Below are 6,030 nucleotides of genomic sequence, written 5' to 3'. Positions count from 1 at the left end.
GAACCCACCGCCGTCCCCGTCCGCCGTTCCGACCATCTGCCCGGTGCACCGATGTGCAGCCCATGCGCTCAAGGACAGGAGCCGGGAATAGCATCGCCGGAATGACGGTCAAGGCCCCAGATCAAAAGTAGGAAACTTCAGATCTTTGGTCAGCTGCTCTCTATTCCTGCGGCATCAACCGTCGCCTTGGGGATCACTGGGCTTGCCATCGGCGGTCTTTACAATATTATGAACACAAGGGAAGACCTCAAGAAACTGAATGAAAAGAGTCCTGCGTCGTTTCTTTTTGAGATGCGAAAATCGTTTAAGAAATATACCCGAGCGCGAGGTGGGGGCGATATTAACTTTCATGCATTCAATTGCATGGAGGAATACGTTAATGACTAATTCGACCCCGGGAAGGCAGCGACCAGTCCCGGACCCTTGCGTTTCCCCATTCACCGCCAAAAATTGACAAGCGTAAGCAGACCTTGGTCATAATCCCGGCCACTGTGCTAGCCGCGAGACTGCTGGTCCGCACGGCGGCCCCGACGGATCGTGGGCCTTGCCGTAGTGTCCGCTGTGCGGACCGATCGCCGCTGCCGGGCGTTATGACAAGGCTGTGTGTGCGTTAGGTGTTGGCGTTTCGGCAACCCACTGAAAGTGCTGAGAACCCCTGTAACACCGAAGTTCCGGCATTGACTCTTGCGACAAGGACTTAGCATCGTGACGGACCAGAACCAACACCTAACGCACACACAGCCTATGATAAAGGCCAGTAAGCACACAAACCAAGTCCGGGGCCTGGAGGTCCACACCCATGACCCAAATCGTACTGGATTTCGACACCGGCGCCATGTCGGCACTGCGCAAAGGACCCGTTCAGTTGGCGGAGGAGGTCAAGACCGCCGCCGTGGTCCAATGGTATGCCGAGGGGCGTATCTCCCAGAGCAAAGCGGCTGAGATCCTCGGCATCAGTCGTGTCCGATTCCTCGATGAGCTTTATCGTCGGCGGGTACCTGCGATTCAAACCGACATTGAAGAACTACGGGAGGAATTGGCGTGCCTGACCGGATGATCGTCAATGCCTCGCCGCTGATCTTCTTGACCCGGATCGGGGGGTTGGTATGGCTTTGTGACCTTTGCACGCGACCAGTGGAAGTTCCGCGTGGAGTCATCGGTGAGGTCGCCGCCGGCCAGGATGGCCAAAGTATCATTGATGCCGTCGCGGCAGAGGGTCGCGTTCTGCAGGTCGAGGATATGGCTGTCCCCGCTGTCATCGCGGCATGGGATCTTGGGCTGGGTTAAACCCAGGTGCTCGCGAATTGCCTCGGACAGTCCGGCGCTGTCGCGGTCTTGGATGACGCCGCCGCCCGGCAATGTGCTCGCAGCCTCGGCATACCCATCGTTGGCACCCTTGGAATCGTGCTCGCCGCCAAGCGCATGGGATGGATCGCTGCCGCTCGCCCCCTCGTTGAGCGACTACTGAGCGACGGACTCTATCTGAGCCCGTCACTGGTAATCGAAGCATTGGCAGAGGTTGGAGAATAGGCCGCGATCGGCGAACAGGCCAGCCCGGGGTCTGAGTCCAAGGCTTCAGCCTGGATGAACAGGACCAAGACTGAAGCCTCGAACTCCAGAAGATAGGCGCCGGCGCGGGCTGCGGGGCGCACAGCGCCTAACACATGCGCGACACCGCTGGAGCGGTGTCACGAGGGCGCGGGGTGGCACCGCTTATCAAGGCCCAATTTCGCAAACCCGAAAATGCTCTATCTTCATCACCGGCATGGTTGAGTTAATCTTCGAAGTAGTTGGTGAATTCCTGCTCCAAGCCTTTGGCGAAGCACTCGTCGAGCTGGGCTTTCATTCGTTGGCCGAACCATTTCGCCGTCCACCGAATCCATGGCTGGCCGCGCTGGGCTATACGCTCTTTGGGGCCATCTTTGGCGCCCTCAGTCTGCTGGTCTTTCCCAACAGCCTGGTTTCTGCGGCATGGCGTTTTCCCAATCTGATGGTCACTCCGTTGGTAGTCGGCGGCATCATGGTCATCATGGGAGCCTGGCGGACGCGTCGCGGGCAACCGGCGCTGCGGATCAATCGCTTTGCTTACGGTTACTTGTTTGCTTTATCGCTGGCACTCATGCGTTTCTTCTTTGCCGCTTGACGGAGCGCATTGCGCCTGGACGGCAACGACCGCATATTGCCAGCTAACGCCGGGCAACTTGGCCTGCAACCCCATTCGAGAGCCCCCCAACCATGGCCAAACCCCCACTGTCCAGCGGCCTTGCCGTCCCCAGTAAACGCCTGGCCAGACTCTGGCACCTGGGCCGCGCCAGCGGCGACCTGGCGGCCGGGATCGGGATGCGCGGCCTGATCGAGCTGGCGCTAAACCGCGACGGTGGGATATACCGCCCCCAACTCTCTGCCGCGAGCACGCAACGCTTCACCGATCGCCTGGCGCGGATGCGCGGGGCGGCGATGAAGATGGGCCAGCTCATGTCACTGGACGGCTCCGACCTGCTCACCCCGGAGGCCGCCGAGATCATGGCCAGCCTGCGCGACCGCGCCCAGCCGATGCCGCTGGGGCAGATCAATCAGGTCCTCTCCGGCGAGTTGGGGGCCGACTGGGACAAGCGCTTTCACCGCTTCAACTTCACGCCCGTAGCCGCCGCCTCCATCGGGCAGGTGCATCGCGCCGAGACCCGCGACGGCCGGCACCTGGCCATCAAGATCCAGTTTCCCGGGGTGCGCGAGAGCATCGACAGCGATCTGGACAATTTCTCCTTCCTGGGGCAGACCCTGGGGCTCGCGCCCAAGGGGGTCGACCTGGCGCCCGTCTTGGCGGCGGCACGCCGCCAGCTCCACCAGGAGGCCGATTATGTGGCCGAGGCCGATGCGCTGGAGGCCTACGGGGCGCTCGTCGGCGACGACCCCGACTTTCTGGTGCCCAAGGTTCACCGGGACCTCTCCAGCACCCGCGTGCTCGCCATGGACTTCGCCACCGGTATCCCGGTGGATCAGCTCACCGGGGACACGTTTCGCCAAGCGGAGCGTGACCGTGCCGCCACCCTCCTGGTCCAACTGCTGCTGCGCGAGTTGTTCGACTTCGCGCTGGTGCAGACCGATCCCAACTACAGCAATTTCCTTTACCAAGCAGAGACCCGCAAGCTGGTCCTGCTCGATTTTGGCGCCACCCAGCGGATCGCCCCCGCGCTGGTCGGGTACTACCGGCAGATGATGCAGGCGTCCGTCGTCGGGGACACGGAAGCAGTACGCCAGTGCGCCGTGGCCTTGGGCTACCTGGACCCTGACTCATCCCCGGAACAGGCCGTGAACATTGCCGAGCTGATCGCGCTCACCGGCGAACCGCTGCGCCAGCGAGGAGCCTATGACTTCGGGACATCCGATCTCTTTGAGCGGGTCTATGTCCGCGGGCGGGACCTCTTCTTCGACGAGGCCTTCGGCCGGACCCCCGACCCGGCGACCTTCTTCCTGCACCGCAAGTTCGTCGGCACCTTCATGCTCTGTCGCCGCCTGCGGGCGCGAGTGGATCTCAATGGACTGATGGCGGCCTACGGGTGACAATCTAAACGCGGCCTGGGCTTGGCCATCGTTGCGGCCAGCAGCCATCTTCTGAAGTTCAAGGCTGAAGCCTTGGACTCCAGCCCTGAGATGGCCGGAACGATGATCAAGGCCGATCAAGCCCCCCCGACAGTTCCAGCGCATCCCCATTGCCCAGAAACATGGCGTTCTTGGATCCGTGTCGGGCGCTTCCGCGCACCACCGGCAGACCGGCGGCGAGCATCTTCTCGACGGCCATCGCCCCGGTACAGTGATTGCAGCCGAAGTGCACGATGCCATAGTCCGCCAGGGCGGCGATCACGGCGTCCTTCTCCGCATTCCAGTCCTCGAAGGGGGCAATATGCAGACCGCCATAGACCGCATACAGGCGCTCGCCCCCGACAAAGGTGCGGCGGGCATAGTCGAGCAGGTTCAGTACGCCGCCATGACCGCAGCCGGTGACCATCGCCAGGCCCTTGTCTTCGATCTCGAAATACAGCACGTTCTCGCCCGCGACCTGCAACAGGGTCTGCATCGGAAACTGGACCAATGCGCAACCGTGAAAGAGACTCAGAGGCTGCTGGGGCGGCACCGTGATAAGCGGCCCGGTATGACCCTGGTGTTTGATCAGATTCAATCCCTCGGGGTGGAAGCCGGCGGGGATATAGATCGGCAGTGAGGGGCAGTGCTTCAGGGTGACACCGATCCCCCAGAAATGATCGAAGTGTTCGTGGCTGATGACGAGACAGTCCACGCCACCGTCGGCCAGCAACCGGTCCACGCCCTCTTCGGCGAAGCGGCGCTCCATCCAGTCCGGATTCCATCCGGTATCGAACAGCACCCGGTGCAGACGACCATCTGGTGTTTCCGCTTCGAGCAGGGCCGAGGAGCCGGCGGCGTTGTCGGCATGCAGTTGCGCAAACGGCGGCCACGGCAGCTCATATTGGTTGGCGTTCATCCCGCCGGCCGCCGCGATGTCGGCCAGCAGGGTCGGGGTGTCGAGCCAGCCGACTTCCGAGATACAACTTATTCTCAGTCGCTTCAGTGCGCCGATGGCAATGGGTTGGGCCGGCGGCGGCGGCGCGCCAGTGGTTACGCTCAGGTCTTGCATGGATGGCTCCGGTTGATCGGCAACGCGGCGCAGAGCACCTGACACAGGCGTGACACCGCTTGAGCGGTGTCACGAGTACGACGGCGCGACTACCCCGCCGCCAGCGCCTGTTCCAGATCGGCAATGATATCGTCGATATGCTCGATGCCGATGGAGAGCCGCACCAGGTCCAGGGAGACGCCGGCACGGGCCAGCTCTTCCGGTGAGAGTTGGCGCTGGGTGGTGGTGGCCGGGTGGCAGGCCAGGGTCTTGGCATCGCCGATGTTCACCAGACGCACGGCGAGCTTGAGTGCATCAATGAATCGGGCGCCGGCGGCCAGCCCACCCTTAATCCCGAATGACAGAATGGAACTGGCCTTGCCGCCGTCCATATATTTCTGCACCAGCGGGTAGTCTGGGCTGTCCGGCAGACCGGCATAGCGCACCCATTCCACCTTCGGGTGACCCTTCAGATACTCGGCGACCTTCACCGCGTTTTCGCAATGACGGTCCATACGCACATGCAGGGTCTCGATCCCTTGCAGGAGTAGGAAACTGTTAAAGGGCGAGATGCACGCGCCCATATTACGCAGCGGTACCACCCGGGCGCGGGCGATAAAGGCCGCGGCCCCCACATCGCGGGTGTAGGCCACGCCGTGATAGGAGATGTCGGGCTCGTTGAGCATGGGGAAGCGCTCCGCATGCTGCGCCCACGGGAACTTGCCGGAGTCGACCAGGATGCCGCCGATGCTGGTGCCGTGACCGCCCATGTACTTGGTCAGGGCATGGACCACGATGTCGCCGCCGTGCTCGAAGGGGCGGCACAGGTAGGGGCTCGGGACCGTGTTGTCGACGATCACCGGCACGCCGTGGGCATGGGCCATGTCGGCGATGGCGGTGATGTCAGCGACATTGCCGGCCGGGTTGCCGATCGACTCACAGAAGACCGCCCGGGTCTTGCCGTCGATGTGCGCCTCCATCCCGGCGATATCGTTGGGGGCGGCAAAGCGCACCTGGATGCCCAGGCGCGGCAGGGTGTGGGCGAACAGGTTGTAGCTGCCGCCGTAGAGGGTGGAAACGGCGACGATGTTGTCCCCTGCCTGGGCGATGGTGAAGATGGCGTTGGTCACCGCCGCCATGCCGGAGGCGAGCGCCAAGGCCCCAACCCCCCCCTCCATGGCCGCCACCCGCTGCTCCAGCACGTCGCTGGTGGGGTTCATGATGCGGGTGTAGATGTTACCGGTCACCTTGAGGTCGAAGAGGTCCGCCCCGTGCTGGGTGTCGTCGAAGGCATAGCTGGTGGTCTGGTAGATGGGCGTAGCGACCGACTTGGTGGTGGGGTCCGGGGCGAAGCCGGCGTGGATGGCCTGGGTCTCGATCTTCATGGGGTCTCCGGTGGA

At 62.8% G+C, this 6,030-nt stretch carries 7 protein-coding genes; 5 read left to right on the top strand and 2 right to left on the bottom strand.

All coding sequences use genetic code 11. The annotated features are described in order from the left end of the window. The first annotated feature begins 799 nt into the window (after nt 1-799). The 5 genes from QZY44_RS34775 to QZY44_RS34755 all read left to right on the top strand — a co-directional run bounded on the left by QZY44_RS34775 (nt 800) and on the right by QZY44_RS34755 (nt 3,561). Nucleotides 800-1,057, top strand: a complete 258-nt coding sequence (locus QZY44_RS34775) for a UPF0175 family protein (protein ID WP_295458797.1) — start codon at nt 800-802, stop codon at nt 1,055-1,057. Then, the gene (locus QZY44_RS34770) at nt 1,054-1,287 is read left to right on the top strand and encodes a hypothetical protein (protein ID WP_295458794.1); all 234 of its coding nucleotides are present in this window, start codon (nt 1,054-1,056) and stop codon (nt 1,285-1,287) included. The genes QZY44_RS34775 and QZY44_RS34770 overlap by 4 nt, the downstream gene beginning before the upstream one ends. Before the next feature lie 6 nt (nt 1,288-1,293). Further along, on the top strand, nt 1,294-1,530 hold the full coding sequence (locus tag QZY44_RS34765) for a DUF3368 domain-containing protein (protein ID WP_295458793.1): 237 nt from the start codon (nt 1,294-1,296) through the stop codon (nt 1,528-1,530). A 235-nt stretch (nt 1,531-1,765) separates the two neighbouring features. Then, nucleotides 1,766-2,143, top strand: a complete 378-nt coding sequence (locus QZY44_RS34760) for a hypothetical protein (protein ID WP_295458790.1) — start codon at nt 1,766-1,768, stop codon at nt 2,141-2,143. Nucleotides 2,144-2,235: 92 nt separating this feature from the next. After that, a complete protein-coding gene (locus QZY44_RS34755; RefSeq protein ID WP_295458787.1) occupies nt 2,236-3,561 on the top strand; it encodes an AarF/ABC1/UbiB kinase family protein in 1,326 nt (441 codons plus the stop codon). Nucleotides 3,562-3,667: 106 nt separating this feature from the next. On the opposite strand, the gene QZY44_RS34750 is transcribed toward QZY44_RS34755, so the two are convergent. Together QZY44_RS34750 and QZY44_RS34745 are read right to left on the bottom strand one after the other, a co-directional pair. After that, the gene (locus QZY44_RS34750) at nt 3,668-4,651 is read right to left on the bottom strand and encodes an MBL fold metallo-hydrolase (protein WP_295458782.1); all 984 of its coding nucleotides are present in this window, start codon (nt 4,649-4,651) and stop codon (nt 3,668-3,670) included. A gap of 89 nt (nt 4,652-4,740) precedes the next feature. Next, nucleotides 4,741-6,015: an aminotransferase class I/II-fold pyridoxal phosphate-dependent enzyme gene (locus QZY44_RS34745; RefSeq protein ID WP_295458779.1), complete on the bottom strand. Its 1,275-nt coding sequence runs from the start codon at nt 6,013-6,015 to the stop codon at nt 4,741-4,743. Between the last annotated feature and the right edge of the window lie 15 nt (nt 6,016-6,030).

This window comes from uncultured Thiodictyon sp. (assembly GCA_903837595.1).
GTDB lineage: Bacteria > Pseudomonadota > Gammaproteobacteria > Chromatiales > Chromatiaceae > Thiodictyon.
This window is presented reverse-complemented; position numbering and strand designations above follow the sequence as displayed.